Genomic DNA, 16056 nt, shown 5'->3' with positions numbered 1-16056 from the left:
TTTATTATTATTATCCTTGAAGTAAAAGTTGTTCTGGATCTTCCAGCATATCTTTGATAGCTACTAAGAAACCAACCGCTTCTTTTCCGTCAACGATACGGTGATCATAAGATAATGCAAGGTACATCATTGGTCTGTTTTCGATTTGATCTCCAACAGCGATTGGACGCGTCTTGATTGTATGCATGCCCAAGATACCAACTTGAGGGGCATTCAAGATTGGCGTAGATAATAGGGAACCGAAAGTCCCTCCGTTTGTGATGGTGAAAGTACCACCAGATAAATCGGAAAGTCCTAGTTTGTTGTTCCGCGCTTTAACAGCTAAATCCGAAATGTTCTTTTCGATTTCAGCAAAGCTTTTGCGGTCAGCATCCCTTACCACCGGAACGACTAAACCTTCATCAGTGGATACGGCAACACCGATATCATAAAAGTTCTTTTTCAGGATATGGTCGCCTTTTATTTCTGCATTCAATAACGGATATTTTTTCAATGCGCCAATGACCGCTTTAGTGAAGAATGACATGAAACCAAGTTTTACATCATTTGTTTTCACGAAAGAATCTTTATGGCGGCTACGCAATTCCATGACTGCTGAAAGATCGACTTCGTTAAAAGTAGTAAGCATGGCTGCTTCGGATTGTACTTGAACTAGACGTTTGGCAATGGTTTGACGACGGCGCGTCATCTTAACCACTTCAATGCGATCATCATTCACTTCAACAGGAGCTGCTGCTTGTTTAGCTGCAGGAGCTTGTTTTGGAGCTGCCGCAGGTACCACAGGTGCATTGCTTGCCGCTTCTACGTCTTGTACACGTACACGACCTAGTGGGTCGGCTACAGGCACTTGAGTCAAGTCAATTCCTTTTTCACGAGCCAATTTTCTTGCAGCTGGTGAAGCAATAACTTGTTGAGTGGATGATGCTTCTTTCGTTTCAGCTTTAGGAGCCTCTTTAGCAGGAGATGCTGGTTCTGCTTTAGCTGGTTCTGCTTTAGCTTCTTCAGCCTTAGGAGCTTCCGCTTTTGGAGCTGCTGCAGCTGATCCATTTTCATCAACGATAGCGATAGCCTGTCCAACTTGGACAGTATCGCCTTCTTCTGCTAAATGTTCCGAAAGTGTACCCGTATAATCTGAAATGATTTCCACGTTTACTTTATCCGTTTCAAGTTCAAGGACATATTCTCCTTTTTCAACGTGATCACCGGGTTGTTTTAACCATTGCGCAATAGATCCTTCAGAAATTGATTCTGCTAATTCAGGTACTTTTACTTCAGCCATTTTATTTCTCCCCCTCATTATTGCGTGTAATTGCTTGAGTCATAATCCGTTGTTGTTCATTTTTATGGACAAGTGGATCTCCCTCAGCCGGGCTTGATCTGCGTTTCCTTCCTATATATGTTACTGAAAGATTACCAGGAGCCGCTGCATTAAGGCGAGGTTCAACGAATGTCCAAGCCCCCATGTTCTTAGGTTCTTCTTGAGCCCAGAAGATTTCTTTTAGATTTGTATATTTTTTCAAAGCTTCTTGAACACCAGTGAACGGGAATGGATAAATTTCTTCGACACTGATGATTTGCAACCAATCCGTATTTTTTTCAGTTGCCGCTTTTTCACGAAGTTCAACCGCCAATTTACCTGAAGCAAAAACAATGCGTTCAACCGATTTAGGTTTTTTGCCCAAAGCTTTGGTTTCTACAAATGGTTCAAAAGTGCCTTCACTGAATTCTTCAGCTGTTGAAGCCATCACTTGATTTCGAAGCATACTCTTCGGTGTCATGATGACAAGCGGACGTACTTGCTCTTGATCCAAAATCTTAGCTTGTCTTCTAAGGATATGGAAGTATTGAGCCGCTGAACTTAAGTTAGCAACTGTCCAGTTGTTTTCAGCCGCCAATTGAAGGAAACGTTCCAGACGTGCACTTGAGTGCTCTGGTCCTTGTCCTTCATAACCGTGTGGAAGCAGCATGACAAGACCTGATTTTTGACCCCACTTCGCACGGCCAGCAGCGATGAATTGGTCAAAGATAACTTGTGCTGTATTAGCGAAGTCACCGAATTGGCCTTCCCATAATACAAGTGTCTCAGGTGCAAATACATTATAACCATATTCATAAGCAAGAACTGCCGTTTCAGTAAGCGGGCTGTTATGAACAGCGAAAGAAGCTTTAGCAGTATCAAGTGTGTGAAGTGGTGAATATGTTTTTCCGTTAACACTGTCATGTAACATGATATTACGTTGTGCGAATGTTCCACGCTCTGAATCTTGTCCTGTCAAACGGATTGGAGTACCGTCACTCAATATGGATGCAAATGCAAGTGTCTCAGCATGAGCCCAATCAATTTTTCCGTCTGCACCAAAGGAATCCAAGCGACGTGATAAAATCTTTCCTAATTTTTTATTAGGAGTGAATCCTTCCGGCCACTTAACAAGTTCTTCGTTAATTGAAACCAGTTCTTGTTTCGGAACTGCCGTTTCAATGGCTGGAAGTCCTTTTTCAATAATCCCAGGGGGATTACATTCTTTAGAAGCTTCCGGTTTATTTCCGGAAATTTTCGCATATGCATCTGCAAGCCTTGTATCCACTTGTTCAGCAATTGCTTTAACTTCAGCTTCAGTGAACTCGCCAGATTGAATCAATTTTTTTCCATAAAGCTCTTTAACGGTTGGGTGCTTATGGATTAATGCATACATTTCAGGTTGAGTCACCAATGGCTCATCCATTTCGTTATGGCCGAAACGTCTGTAACCGATCAGGTCGATCAAGAAATCCTTGTTGTATTTTTCACGATATAGGTTAGCAAGGTTAACAGCAGCCATACATGCCTCTGGATCATCTGCATTCACATGCACGATCGGCACTTCAAAGCCTTTTGCTAAATCACTAGCATATAAGGTTGAACGTGAATCTTCACTTTCCGTTGTAAAACCGATCATGTTATTGGCGATGATATGGATAGCGCCGCCAACTTGATAACCGCGTAAACGGCTTAAGTTAAACGTTTCCGGTACAATGCCTTCACCTGGGAATGCTGCATCACCATGAATCAGGATTGCAAGAGATTTGGAAATATCTTGAACCGGGAATCCTTTTTCTGAACGGTCTTCTTGCGCCGCACGAGAATACCCTTCCACGATTGGACCGACTACTTCCAAGTGACTTGGGTTATTCGCAAGTGTTATCCTTGCTTTTTGTATGTTAGCTTTAGTAATCTGTTTATCCAGACCTAAATGGTATTTAACATCGCCAGTCCATCCATTGTTAATGCCTGTTGAACCTTCGGAAGGAACCAAATCTTTATTTGGTGAATGTTGGAATTCAGAGAAAATTACCTCATAAGGCTTACCTAATACATGTGCAAGCACATTCAAACGTCCTCGGTGAGCCATTGCAATATTCACATTCCCCGTTCCATTTTGAACAGTTTGTGAAATCATTTCATCTAATATCGGAACCAAAGCATCCAGTCCTTCAATTGAGAAACGCTTTTGACCTACATATGTGCGGTGAAGGAATTTCTCGAAACCTTCAACTTCATTCAATCGTTTAAGTAATAGTTCTTTTTTCTCTTTAGCCACTTCCGGGAACATGTTTCCGGATTCGACCATATCAGTAAGCCATTGCTTTTCTTCCAAGTCATTAACATGGTGAAATTCAAAGGCTATCGTTTTTGTATAGAGTTGTTTTAGGTATTGAACGGCTTCGTATCCGTCTTTCACGTCTTCAGGTGATTCTGGACAAATAAAGTCAGCCGGTATTTTCCTTAAATCATCTGCAGTCAATCCATATTTTTCAAAGTGAATTTGTTCCGTGTCTAGAGCTTCTTCTTTTAAAGGATAAATATTTGCAGCAAGATGTCCGTATGCACGGATATTTTCAGCTAACTTTACTGCAGACATAATTTTCTTCATTGGAAGAACTTCTCCAGTTTGTACAGTTGGTGCACTTTCAATCGTTGTTTCTGCCGATACATCGAATGAAGGAGGACCTGCTACTTCAAAAAAGTTTTTCAGTTCCGGATCCACTTCTTCCGGGTTGGCTAGAAATAAATCGTATTGCTCCATGACATACCCAAGGTTTGGACCTGAAAAAGCTTTCCATTGGTCGTATACCTTAGAATCATTGATGGTCATTTTGTAAACCCCCAAATTTTTCTCATAATTTTTTTCATTTCGTTTTATCCATCCCCAAATTTCTTTCTTCTAAATTTTCCCCAAATATATGATTTATATAAGATATATAATAAATAACTTTGGTTATCGAATAATAAAATTTTAAAGGATAAAACGTTTTCAGATGTTATATTAACATGTTTTTGTCGAAATATCCAAAGGTTAAACCACTTTATGCAACCTTTTTTAAACTATATTTCTGTTTAATTCGTCAAAATACGCTTTTAATTGACTTTTTTGCTCATTTAAGTCCTTTTTTTGCTAAAAAAAGATTTTTGTATTTTTGTATAATGATTATTTTTCAGGTAAATTTAACTAGTTTGAAAACCCTTTCAGCTCAATCAAACTTCCAAGCTGTTAAACTCAGATTGCCATATTGAAAGCTCCTGTGCAGGAGAGCTGCTTTTTTTTTGTCATCTCCTGACCCCATTGCGATGACCAATGGAATGAAATGCTCTTTGGAAGGCACAGCATCTCTACTATAGGGAGCGATTTTTTCATAATTAAACAAAGATTCCAAATCCCATTTGATGATTTTCTCTTCGACCCAGTTCTCAAAGTTGATTGCCCATCCTTCTGCAACATGCATATCCTTCTGAATATAGGTGAAATTATGGACAATTCCACCGCTCCCGATTATCAGTACATTACTTTCCTTTAATTCCCTCAATGTTCTCCCGATTTCATACTGCTTGTCCAATGGCAGGTCAGGGCTAATGGACATGGATACGATCGGGATGTCCGCTTCGGGATACATGATGTGCAAAAGCCCCCATGCCCCATGGTCTAGGGGGCGCCTTTCATCAAGTTCCCCCAATACACCTATCTTGGACAATAGGGTTAAAATTCGATCGGACAGCTCAAGGCATCCCGGAGCAGGATATGTTATCTGAAATATATCTTCAGGATACCCTGCAAAATCATAAATGACTTCATGCTTACCTACTGCGGAAATCATCTGATCTTCACTTTCCCAATGTGCTGACAAAATAACGATGGCAGCAGGTTTTTCCTTAGCTTTAATATAATCCTTCAAAAAAGAAGTGTAGCTATTCTTTTCCAAAGCTAATAGTGGCGTTCCATGTGATAAAAACAATGATGGCATCATAGAAACGATAAATCCTTTCGCAATGTAATATCTTATCCCTATACCTTAATTTACTATAGATAAACATTGTGTTCATCAATTAAATTGTATTTTTGGGGTTGTCTCATCAATAGTATCAAAGGTATACCCTTCTTTTTTAAGGAATTCGATTATATCAGGCAATGCTTTCACTGTATTTTTCATACTATTGATATCATGCAATAAGATATTAACATGCTTTTGATCTTTCGTCCCTTTTTGTACGGAAGAAATGATTTGTTGTTCACTTATTGATGGACTGATGCCATCTGTAGAATCAATGGTCCAATCAAAGTATATATACCCTTTTTCCATTAGTTGTTGAAGGATTCCATTGATGATGGGTTTAGTTGCAGCCTGATGCCGAAGTCGATTATTGGAGCCGCCAGGAAGGCGTACAATTCGGCTTTTTATCCCAAACTCCTTTTGCAGCATGGTTTCAAGCCTATTCAGATCTTGAAAGAAACTCTCGGTCGATCGATAAACGATGGAATAATCATGTGTATAGGAATGAAGGCCAATCGCATGACCGCGGGAAACCATTTCCTGATAACATTCCTTTGCGTATGGTTCTTCGTTACCTTTAACGAAAAATGTGGCCTTAACATGGTAGCGGTCCAAAATATCCAATATCTCCATGGTATTCAAAGATGGTCCATCATCGAAAGTCAAATAAGCGATTTTCTGATTTTCCTTACTTTTTAGGAGCGGTGTCATCTCTTCGGGAACCATTGCATGTACTTGAATGGACTGTACATCCATCACGAACAAAATAATAATGAGAGAAATCGTCATGGAAAGAAATAATTTAAGCAGATTCTTCATAGGTGTTGCATCCCCTTCCTTTTGACCATTAAGATATACCAATTAAGGGGTTTCATGCGCAATAAGGCAGCGGTAAAAAATACCGCTGCCTTATCCATATGCTTATCGATCTACATTAAAGTAACGAGCTTCAGGATGTGCAAAAACGATCGCTGATACGGAAGCCTCAGGTTCCATCATGCATCCTTCAGTCAATTCAACGCCAATATCTTGAGGTTGTAACAAGCGGAATAGTTTCTCCTGATCTTCCAGATTTGGACAAGCTGGATAACCAAATGAAAATCTTTGCCCGGTGTACTTAGCGGCAAACCGCTCTTTCATAGACATTTCAATCGGATCGCTTATTCCTAAATCATCACGCATTAATTGATGAATTCTTTCCGCAAACCCTTCAGCTGTTTCTAGAGCAAGCGATTGAAGGGCGTGATTTTTCAAGAAATCACCTTCAAGCTTTAGTTTTTCTGCCCATTTCCTGATCCCTTTTCCGGCTGTAACAAGGAAGAAACCAACATAATCCATTTTCCCGGAGGAGACCGGTTTCGCGAAGTCCGCTAAACAAAGATGCGGATTCGTATCTTGCCGAGGAAATTCAAAAGTTTCCAAAACCTCATTATGATTATCCGGGTTGTAAACCAATAGCTTGTCCCCTTCACTTTGAGCAGGGAAAAATTGATAAATCGCATTCAAGCCGTAGTCCGGTTCCGTCTTTAAGAATTCGATCAATTCATCAACGAGGGCATTCAGCTGCACCGCTTTTTCATTGCCTTCCTTAAGCAATTCGGCAACTTTACCTTTTAGCCCCAAATGATGTCCAATCAGCATTTGCCTATTAATGTACGGCTGGATGACATCCAATGGATAGTTTTTCAGAACGTGACGCATGATATCACGCGGTTCTTTAACAGGTACATCACTCAAAGGAGCAGCTGTGGACTGCTTCCGAACAGGTTTTTCCATCGTGGCAGCAATGGCGGCATTGGCTTTCGATTTTTCCCGTTTCTGGACTAACTCTTCTAAGTAGACCACTTTTTTGTCAGTGTCATGTAAAATATTCGTTACAGCCAACCCATCCATCGCGTCTTTGGAATATAAAACCGGACCTCCATATTCAGGTGATATTTTAAAATCGGTGAATTTACGGGATAGAGCAGCCCCTCCCACTAAAATGGGGGTATCTATTCCCGCTTGTCTTAAATCCTGTGCAGTTAACACCATTTGCTGTGCTGATTTAACAAGTAATCCAGATAGTCCAATGATGGTTGGCTCATGTTTTCGAACCTCTTCAATGATTTGTTGCGGTGCGACCTTGATACCCAAATCAATGACTTCATAGCCATTATTGGACAGTATGATATCCACTAGGTTTTTCCCGATATCATGTACATCTCCCTTGACAGTCGCTAAAAGGATCTTTCCTTTCTTGGCGCTATCTTCAGAGTTTTCCATTAGTGGTTCAAGGTGAGATACAGCCGCCTTCATTGCTTCAGCACTCTGAAGCACTTCTGCGACAATAAGTTGGTTGTCATTAAATAACCGACCCACTTCACTCATTCCATCCATCAATGGTCCATTGATGATTTCCAATGGGCTGTCACCGCGTTCAATTGCTTTATTTAAATCATCAATCAATCCTTCTTTCGTACCTTCGATAATATAGTTACCTAATCGTTCGTCCAATGGCAGGATCACACCATTATCCTTCTTCTCCGCTTTTTTCCCACGATAAAACTCGGTAAAGATCGCTAAAGTTTCTGTAGATGTTTCAAACAGGAGTGCCTCAGCTAATTTCACTTCATCTTCCGGTATCAGAGCGAAACGTTCAAGCTTTTCCGTATTCACGATAGCATAATCGAGACCGGCTTTTGTACAATGGTAGAGGAAAACGGCATTTAGAATTTCCCTTCCACGCGCTGGCAGACCGAATGAAACATTCGATATGCCAAGTATCGTTAAGCATTCCGGAAACTTTTCTTTGATTGCCTTAATTCCCTTCACCGTTTCTAAAGCAGAACCGATATATTGTTCATCACCCGTACCTACAGGAAATACTAGCGGATCAAAAATGATGTCACTTTTGTTTAGTCCATACTTATTTACGAGCAAATCCACAGAACGTGTAGCCACTTCCAATTTGCGCTCAGCATCGACGGCCATCCCAATTTCATCAATGGTTCCTACGACAACGGCAGCCCCGTATTGATGGACGAATGGCACTATTTTTTCAAAGCGCTCTTCACCATCTTCAAGGTTAATGGAATTAATGATGGATTTTCCTTGTGAATGTTTTAATGCTTGTTCAAGTACGGCTTCATCTGTAGTATCGATGACCAATGGGACTTTCACTTTTTTGACGACCTCTTCTACGAACTCCTTCATATCACCAAGCTCATCCCCATCAGGATCAGCAAGACAGATATCAATGACATGGGCGCCTTTTTTTACCTGGGCACGTGCAATTTCGGCAGCTGGCTCGTAATGCTTTCCACGAATCAGCTCCTTGAATTTTCGAGATCCGATAACATTCGTTCTCTCACCTACGAATAAAGGACGCATTGAATCATCATAAATGAGTGGCTCTATGCCTGATACGGCATGCCCATGGGCTGATTCGGTAATTGTACGAGGCTGAATGCCTTCAAGGACCCTGACAAGTTCTTTAATATGCTCTGGCGTAGTACCACAACAACCCCCAATGATATTGACCCATCCCTTTTCGGCAAATTGCTTCATTTTCTCTGCAAGGGAAGTCGGTGACTCATGATAATGACCCTCTTCATCCGGGAGCCCGGCATTCGGGTAACAACTGATTGCGCTATTGGCTATATCTGCAAGTGTCCTGATATGGTCTATCATGAATTCCGGTCCTGTTGCACAATTCAGGCCGACAGCCACGGGCTTCATATGTTCAACCGATAAATAGAAAGCTTCTATCGACTGGCCAGCAAGTGTCGTCCCCATCGGTTCGATCGTACCTGATATGATGACAGGCACATCTTTTCCTGATTTAGCGAAGGCTGCTTTTATTCCAGAAAAGGCTGCCTTGACATTAAGCATATCCTGACAGGTTTCCACCAATAACAAGTCTACCCCGCCATCCAAAAGACCGAGTGCCTGTTCTTTATAAGAATCGGTTAAAATATCAAAAGTCGTTCCACCTGTTACGGATAGCGTTTTTGTGGTGGGCCCCATCGAGCCAGCTACATATCTTGGCCAATCATCATTTGAATATTTTTCACATGCTTTAACGGCAAGCTCAGCTGAAATTTTATTAAGCTTGTAGGCAATCGTGCTTATTTGGTATTCCTCAAGAACGATGCTAGTCGCTCCGAAGGTATTTGTTTCAATGATATCAGCACCTGCTGCTAAATATTTTTCATGGATGGATTGGATGATTTCTGGTTGTGTCAGTGATAAATACTCGTTGCAACCCTCGAATTGTTCCCCGCCAAAGTCCTCTGCTGTTAAATTCTCCGCTTGAAGCATGGTTCCCATCGCTCCATCGAGCAGGAGAATCTTAGTATCCAACTGATCTTGAATCGCTTTTTTATTCATGTACTGCCACCTCTGATGTATGTTTACTATCGACTTTTCTAATATATTTCGTAAGTTCCGCCGTCATTTCATAGCGAAGGAACGGAGTGATTAAATATATGCCCTTGAATTTTTCCCTTGCCGCGTCGACTAGCTCGCGTGCGATATTCACCCCTTCAATTCTTGACTTTACAGGGTCATTCCCCGCTAAAGCCATGGCCCTCCTGACATTATCCGGCAATTTGATGCCCGGGATCTCATTATGGATGAATTCGGCATTCCGTGTGCTTGTCAATGGCATGATACCGACGAAAACCGGGGTTTCTAAATGTTTTGTAGCTTCATGAACTTCTTCAATCTGCTCAACTGAATAAATTGGCTGTGTCAAAAAGGATTGGGCACCGCAGGCAATCTTCTTTTCCATTCTCTGTACGGCTTTATCCAAATATTTCACATTGGGATTAAAAGCGGCGGCAATTTTAAAATTAGCCCGCTGGCCCAAACTCTGACCGGAATAGGATAGACCTTCATTAAATTGTTTGACCATGCTTATTAGGTCAAACGACGATAAATCATAAACCGAAGTGGCTCCCGGGAAGTCCCCAATTTTAGAGGGATCTCCGGTGATGATCAATAATTCATCCAGCCCAACCGTCTGCAGGCCCATTAAATGTGACTGCAGGCCAATTAAATTTCGATCCCGGCATGTTATATGCACCATCGGCTTTACATTCAATTGGTTCTTCAGCAAATTAGCCAGTGCATCATTCGATATCCTTGGTGAAGCAAGTGAATTATCCGCCAATGTAATGGAATCGACCCCTGCTTTTTTCAAAACCTCGGCACCAGTCATGAAACTCTCTATTCCCAACTTTTTCGGAGGATCAAGTTCAACAAGAATCGTCCTTTCTGTTTTGGCCTTTTCGTACAGAGGGAGTTCCAATTCTCTATCGTTCACTTCAATTATTTCTATTTCACGGGCTTTCGTATATTTCTCTTTTACTGGAGCCAAACTTCCAATCGCATTCTTTACAGCTTGAATATGCAGGGGAGTCGTTCCACAGCACCCTCCTATGATCGCGGCACCTTGCTCACGAAGGTCTAGGGCACTTGAGCCGAAATATTCCGGCACAGCTTTATAGACAAGCCTTCCATCCACATAATCCGGAAGGCTGGCGTTAGGGTAAATGGCAATCGACGCTTGCTTTGGCAAACTCACCTCTTCCAAGGCCCGAATCATATGATGTGGACCGAGTCGGCAATTCACCCCAACAACATCGGCACCCAATTGCTCGAGTTTTTGAAAGGCTTCATTTAAATGGATTCCATTTTGAAGATTTCCCAGTTCATGCATCGAAACATTTGCGATGATCGGCAGTCCAGTTTCATTTTTAACGATTTGCAAAACGGTTTCCAGCTCTTCCAGGTCATAAAATGTTTCCAAGAGAATCCCATCCGGGTTTTCCATCAACAGACTGTATAGCTGTTCACGAAAACCTCGCTTTATCTCTTCCATACTTAAATCCGATTTCCTGATACTCCGCTGTGCCCCTATGGTACCGAAGACATATGCCTTTCCTTTTGCCGCTTTTTTAGCAAGGATGACTCCCTGGCGATTTATTCTGCTTACTTCATCTTCAAGTCCATGCCGTTTCAATTTATTGAAATTGGCTCCATATGTATTCGATTGAAGGATATCTGCACCAGCTTCCAAATAGGCACGGTGGATGGACTCTATTTGATCTGGGTTCGTGCAGTTTAATTCCTCATAACATTGATCGATGCCATAAGAGTACAGTAAAGTCCCCATTGCCCCTTCTCCAACCAGCATTCTTTCTTTCAATTCTTTACGAAAATTCATAATTACACCCTCTCTCAAAAACAATCCTGTTTTTGTCGTTTTATATGAGTATGAGAGAAAAGAAAAAAAACCTTCTCAAAGAAGAAGGTCTTTTGAAACATTCTCCTCATCTATCAAGCTCTGCTTGCTGGATTTAGCACCTTTGCCTAAGCTGGTTGCTGAGGTTTCTTCGGGCCAGTCCCTCCACCTCTCTCGATAAGATCCAATTATATAATTTTCACAAGATTTCAAAATTTGATTATATTTAATTTACATTAATAATCTGTCAATTTCAATACCTGATCGTCATTTTTTTCACTTTTGCAAAATTCATTCACTCTTTTGCAGCTTGAACTCTCTTCACTATCCTTTGTTTCCAGTCTTCCGCTAACGAGTCTAGTGTAAGTAACGCGTTTGAGCCTTCCAGCCCATCTCGGTTATGTAGGATCACCTCTGTTGCATAATGAACCGAAATTTTTTCTTGCAAACGATCTATTAGCACGATTTCGTTTTGTTTCTTTATCGTTCCTTCTTGAATGACTTTTGCAAAATAACCAGTGTAACTCGTTTTCAGCACGAATTCCAAAAACTTAGGTTCCTGATTGAAGTGGGAAATGGTCGAACAAGGGATCCTCCCCTGATTAATTTGAACAATCACTTCGCCTATTTGATAAATATCACCGATATACGTTGTTTCTTCCCTCATCCCCGCTACAGTTAAATTTTCACCGAATGCAGGGATATCTAGCTTTTTAGCGAATCTTTCATTCCATAATGAGTAATGCTCAAAGGGGTAAAAACACAAAGCCCGATCAGGACCTCCATGGAACTTTACATTACCTACCCCATCACCCATTATGCCTGATTTAGTTACTATCACGTCATCCACTGCTTGTTTATCCATCGCTGAAAAGATATCGATATTCGAAAAATTTTCCTGTTTGGGCTTTCCGGCATGAAGCGATTCAATTTTTCCATTTTCCATTTTACATCTTCCATTCTTATTTAATTTATATCATCATTATATATGTATAAATTATACTAAAAATCCATTTTGTTCTGTAGTTTTTTATGGGAATATAGCAGTTTAGAAGGGCAAAAGCCCCAAGTTGGCGAAATATCATTGATTTCCAGAAAAATTCATAGGTTAGTTTCAGTAATTTTGTTGCTATTTCAGAATTAAATATGGTAGAATATGAACACAATATATAGTCGAAAACTACAACCGTTCGCCTATATGTTGATTTTCACGATTGAATTCCTCATTGTCGCTCTTTAGGGAGCGAATTTTTTTGCCTTCATTTCCATCCATCATTTTCTTTTAATTCCATTCAGTTCCTTACATCGTGATCCACTTACCTATTTGTAATCCCTTCCCTATGTAATTCTCTCCCTGTTAAGTCACTTTCATTACCTTATTAGAAGGCAAGATCCCTTGCTAAAACAAGCAGAAAGCCGAGCGACATCATGCGTCTTCCGCTCAGCTTCCTGTTTATGCTTGTTTCTTTTTTTTCGGTGCCGCTTTCTTTCGGGTAGTCTTTTTCTTTTCCGGTTCATCATGTTTCGTTCGGTCAATGGATGCCTGTAAAGCCTCCATTAAATCGGTTACATTGTTGGAAACTGGCTCTTTTGTTTTGGCTGTAATCGTCGTTTGTCCCGTTTTCTTCGATTCAATCAAATCAAGTAAAGCGGTTCGATAGTCATCGGTATATTTTGTCGGATCGAAAGTAGTCGTTAATTGATCTATCAATAACACGGCCGTATCGATTTCTTTTTTTACAATGGTATCGTTGGCAGGAATATTCGGCACATCCGCTGTGGAGCGTACTTCATCCGGGTAATGAATCGTTTCCATCACCAAGGTATTATCAACAACTCGGATTACCGCCATTTGTTCTTTTGAGCGAATGATGATTTTCGCTAACCCAACCTTATTCGATTCCTTTAGGGCCTGCCTCAAAAGGGAATAAGCTTTTATCCCACCGTCATTAGGGGACATATAATAACTTCGGTTGAAATAAATGGGATCTATTTCTTCAATTTTAACGAAATCCACGATTTCCACTGCTTTTTCTTCATTTTGTTTTTTTAGCTGTTCTAGTTCACTGTCTTCCAATACAACAAACTTTCCCTTTGTATATTCAAAAGCGCGGACTATATCGTCCTTTCCCACTTCTTTTTGGCAAACCGGACACATCTTTTCGTATTTAATCGGTGAATGACACTCCTTATGCAACGTCCTTAAAGATATATCCTTATCTTCCGTTGCAGCATGAAGTTTGATCGGAATGTTCACCAAACCGAATGATATGCTCCCCTTCCACATCGTATGCATATTCGTCACCTCATAACTTATTTTTAAAGAGAAAATCAATTTTATTATTCCCCTTTGTTAAAAAAAAACCGAAAAAACAATTGCCAACTCTAACACTTCGTTTTTTTGGCAAAATAATGTTATCAATTATTTGCGGAGGTAATTACAGAATGAAACCGATGCTGCCAACCTATTACCCTGAAGCCCCTAACTCCAAGGATTGGCGTTATGAAATCAAATATGACGGCTTTAGGGCAATTTTAACGATAGACTCCGATACGATAAGCATCTCGAGTCGAAATGAGAAGGAGTTATCACCCTTATTCCCAGAAATCATTGCTTACATCAAAGATCTGGACCTGGAAGATTACCTCCCACTGCAGTTGGACGGTGAATTGGTCTGGCTTACCAATCAAGCAAAAGCGGACTTTTTTCAAATACAGTGGCGTGGACGCCTTGGGAAACAATCCTTAATTTCAGAAAAAGCTCATTTTTCCCCATGCCGGTTTATAGCGTTTGACCTGCTTCGCATCAGCGGAAAGGACATAGCAGCTAAACCTATGGAAGAACGAAGGAGATTCATGTTGAGTATTGGTGAAGAACTTGGCTTTCCTATGCCTCCTGACCCCAACGATAAGGCTTTGATCCAATTAATAGAAAGTTTTGACGTTTTGGATGATGCCTTGAAAAAGGTCACCCTATTCGATGGTGAAGGAGTTGTCGCCAAGGAAATTCGGGGAACTTGGCAAGAAGGAAAACGTTCTACATCTTGGATTAAGGTGAAAAATTGGAAGACCGTCTCTTGTTTCATTACAGCATTGCACAAAGAAAATGGTTACGTTTCCCTCGCAGTTTTCAAAGAAGGTGCCGTAACGAAAATCGGAAGTGTTAAAAATGGACTGAGCGCTCAAGATAAAGGGATATTGCATGAACTGATCAAGCAAAATGCATCAGACGAAGACGCACAATTTTTTTATATACATCCATCCATTTGCATCGAAGTTCAATTCTTACACGTTTATGAGGAAAATGAATTGCGTGAACCTCAGTTTTCGCAATGGCTTTTACAAACGGCCCCCGATGAATGTACCTGGGAGAAATTCGTCATAGGCCAATACACATTTCCAGATACTGTACAAATAACCTCTAAGGATAAACCACTTTGGATAACCGGTGGAAAACAGGTGGTAAAAGTTGAATACCTTCATTATTTACGGGAGGTTTCAGCTTTCTTCTTACCCTTCTTGAAGGATAAACTGCTTACGACTATCCGCTATCCTCATGGCACTATGGATAAAGAAAGATTTTTCCAGAAAAACAAGCCTGATTATGCGCCGGCCTTTATTAAAACGTTCATGGATGATGATATCGAGTATATGCTGTGTAACGATATTGAAACGCTACTTTGGTTTGGCAATCAACTGGCATTGGAATTCCATGCCCCATTTCAGAAAGCTGGAAAAACAAGACCCGATGAAATCGTCCTGGACTTAGATCCCCCTTCCATCGAATTTTTCTCCTTGGCTATAAAGGCCGCACAGGAAATAAAAAAGGTGATGGACTCATTAAGGATAAAAGCTTTTGTAAAAACTTCAGGTAACAAAGGACTGCAAATTCACATCCCTCTGCCTGAAGACAGATATACTTATCAGGAGACACGCATATTCACCGATTTTCTCGGTGACTACTTAACAAGTTCCAACCCAAATGATTTTACAACGGAAAGAATGAAAATAAATCGGCATGACCGACTTTACTTGGACTTTGTGCAGCATAGTGAAGGAAAAACCATCATTCAGCCTTATTCCCCACGAGGAAATTCTTTCGCGGGTGTGGCTACACCTTTGTTTTGGGAGGAAGTTGACGAAAGTCTCCAGTTAAAGGACTATACGATTGAAACCATACCAAACAGAATCAAAAGGAACGGATGTGCATTTATGGATTACAGGCTTGTCGATAATGGCCCGGCCTTTTTGGAAGTATTGTCATTCCTAAAACAAAAAAAGACCAACAACTAGTTGGTCTTTTTTTGAGGGAGTGTAAAATGGAACGTTGATTGGAACGTAGGGTGCGCCTCTAGGGTCTCCCTTGGACCCGCTTTCCCCGCAGGAGTCTCCTACCTTCCATTCCAATCAGCTTTGTTTAAAAAATTCAGATAGAAACCCTTTTGTCGGCAAAAGGGGTTGGGAATGGTCTCATTCCCAACCCTGATACAGTATGCGGAAAGGGAGCGGATTTCTGAAAATGA

The 16056-nt window shown here is 40.9% G+C and carries 9 protein-coding genes and 1 riboswitch; of the genes, 1 reads left to right on the top strand and 8 read right to left on the bottom strand.

Features of this window, described 5'->3' with window-relative positions:
• Positions 1-10: 10 nt before the first annotated feature.
• The 8 genes from odhB to ku all read right to left on the bottom strand — a co-directional run bounded on the left by odhB (position 11) and on the right by ku (position 13829).
• Positions 11-1279: a 2-oxoglutarate dehydrogenase complex dihydrolipoyllysine-residue succinyltransferase gene (gene odhB, locus QUF86_RS17465; protein ID WP_289316094.1), complete on the bottom strand. Its 1269-nt coding sequence runs from the start codon at positions 1277-1279 to the stop codon at positions 11-13.
• A gap of 1 nt (position 1280) precedes the next feature.
• A complete protein-coding gene (locus QUF86_RS17460) occupies positions 1281-4133 on the bottom strand; it encodes a 2-oxoglutarate dehydrogenase E1 component (protein WP_289335017.1) in 2853 nt (950 codons plus the stop codon).
• 376 nt (positions 4134-4509) lie between these two features.
• Positions 4510-5280: a dioxygenase family protein gene (locus QUF86_RS17455; protein WP_289335016.1), complete on the bottom strand. Its 771-nt coding sequence runs from the start codon at positions 5278-5280 to the stop codon at positions 4510-4512.
• A 75-nt stretch (positions 5281-5355) separates the two neighbouring features.
• Positions 5356-6123 carry a polysaccharide deacetylase family protein gene (locus QUF86_RS17450; RefSeq protein ID WP_289335015.1) on the bottom strand — a complete coding sequence of 256 codons (768 nt, stop codon included), beginning with the start codon at positions 6121-6123 and terminating at the stop codon, positions 5356-5358.
• A 102-nt stretch (positions 6124-6225) separates the two neighbouring features.
• Positions 6226-9675 (bottom strand): methionine synthase, encoded by a 3450-nt coding sequence (gene metH, locus QUF86_RS17445; RefSeq protein ID WP_289335014.1) that lies wholly within the window; start codon positions 9673-9675, stop codon positions 6226-6228.
• Positions 9668-11515 carry a bifunctional homocysteine S-methyltransferase/methylenetetrahydrofolate reductase gene (locus QUF86_RS17440; RefSeq protein ID WP_289335013.1) on the bottom strand — a complete coding sequence of 616 codons (1848 nt, stop codon included), beginning with the start codon at positions 11513-11515 and terminating at the stop codon, positions 9668-9670. The genes metH and QUF86_RS17440 overlap by 8 nt, the downstream gene beginning before the upstream one ends.
• 103 nt (positions 11516-11618) lie before the next feature.
• A riboswitch (SAM riboswitch) is annotated at positions 11619-11717 on the bottom strand.
• A 111-nt stretch (positions 11718-11828) separates the two neighbouring features.
• Positions 11829-12479: an MOSC domain-containing protein gene (locus QUF86_RS17435; protein WP_289316088.1), complete on the bottom strand. Its 651-nt coding sequence runs from the start codon at positions 12477-12479 to the stop codon at positions 11829-11831.
• Between the two features lie 507 nt (positions 12480-12986).
• Positions 12987-13829 carry a non-homologous end joining protein Ku gene (gene ku, locus QUF86_RS17430; RefSeq protein WP_289316087.1) on the bottom strand — a complete coding sequence of 281 codons (843 nt, stop codon included), beginning with the start codon at positions 13827-13829 and terminating at the stop codon, positions 12987-12989.
• Positions 13830-13978: 149 nt separating this feature from the next.
• Between ku and ligD the strand changes: the two genes are divergently transcribed.
• Positions 13979-15826 carry a DNA ligase D gene (ligD, locus tag QUF86_RS17425; RefSeq protein WP_289335012.1) on the top strand — a complete coding sequence of 616 codons (1848 nt, stop codon included), beginning with the start codon at positions 13979-13981 and terminating at the stop codon, positions 15824-15826.
• Positions 15827-16056: the final 230 nt, after the last annotated feature.

Source organism: Peribacillus sp. NJ11 (assembly GCF_030348405.1).
In the GTDB taxonomy this organism is placed as follows: domain Bacteria; phylum Bacillota; class Bacilli; order Bacillales; family DSM-1321; genus Peribacillus.
Note: the sequence above shows the minus strand (reverse complement) of the source record. Positions and strands in the feature narration are given on the sequence as shown.

Bases quoted from the DNA above. Each gene is read 5' to 3' on its own strand.
- QUF86_RS17460 (WP_289335017.1), bottom strand. From the start codon at position 4,133: ATGACCATCAATGATTCTAAGGTATACGACCAATGGAAAGCTTTTTCA.
- ligD (WP_289335012.1), top strand. From the start codon at position 13,979: ATGAAACCGATGCTGCCAACCTATTACCCTGAAGCCCCTAACTCCAAG.
- QUF86_RS17455 (WP_289335016.1), bottom strand. From the start codon at position 5,280: ATGATGCCATCATTGTTTTTATCACATGGAACGCCACTATTAGCTTTG.
- QUF86_RS17440 (WP_289335013.1), bottom strand. From the start codon at position 11,515: ATGAATTTTCGTAAAGAATTGAAAGAAAGAATGCTGGTTGGAGAAGGG.
- QUF86_RS17435 (WP_289316088.1), bottom strand. From the start codon at position 12,479: ATGGAAAATGGAAAAATTGAATCGCTTCATGCCGGAAAGCCCAAACAG.
- metH (WP_289335014.1), bottom strand. From the start codon at position 9,675: ATGAATAAAAAAGCGATTCAAGATCAGTTGGATACTAAGATTCTCCTG.
- QUF86_RS17450 (WP_289335015.1), bottom strand. From the start codon at position 6,123: ATGAAGAATCTGCTTAAATTATTTCTTTCCATGACGATTTCTCTCATT.
- ku (WP_289316087.1), bottom strand. From the start codon at position 13,829: ATGCATACGATGTGGAAGGGGAGCATATCATTCGGTTTGGTGAACATT.
- odhB (WP_289316094.1), bottom strand. From the start codon at position 1,279: ATGGCTGAAGTAAAAGTACCTGAATTAGCAGAATCAATTTCTGAAGGA.